This window comes from Chryseobacterium sp. YIM B08800, from assembly GCF_026163565.1.
Lineage (GTDB): Bacteria > Bacteroidota > Bacteroidia > Flavobacteriales > Weeksellaceae > Chryseobacterium.
Genome location: NZ_JAPDKN010000083.1, coordinates 1 through 403, shown reverse-complemented (window position 1 = coordinate 403; position 403 = coordinate 1). Strand labels below are relative to the sequence as shown.

At 40.2% G+C, this 403-nt stretch carries 1 protein-coding gene; it reads right to left on the bottom strand.

Annotation, left to right across the window (positions count from 1 at the left end; translation table 11 throughout):
* Window positions 1–403 (bottom strand): hypothetical protein (locus tag OEW74_RS18905; protein ID WP_265429949.1); only part of this gene is annotated, 403 nt, incomplete at both ends.

Here is a 403-nt window from a genome sequence, read left to right as displayed (position 1 = left end):
GCAAATATTAAATGTAGCATTTGTAGTAGAATCATTAGACCATGTCCAAACACGTACTTTATATTCTTGTCCTACGGTAAGACCAGAAACATCCATTGTATTAGGATCACTACAATTAAGCTGAACCAAATTTCCACATGCACCGCTATAAACAGCCATTGCCATATCTGTAGATCCAGATACATTAGACAACACAATTCTATGAGTAGTATTAGTTGCAGTAAATTTATACCAAACATCATCATTAGTACCTGTAGCACCACAAGTAGGGGCTGTCTCAGAAGAAGAAGTTGCCCAAGCCGTAGTTCCTGAAATAGTCGTTCCGCATGCGAGATCTGGGTTCACGGTTAAATTAACCGCACCAGAACAATTATCATTTGCCGGAGCTGCAGGTGGTGTTCCT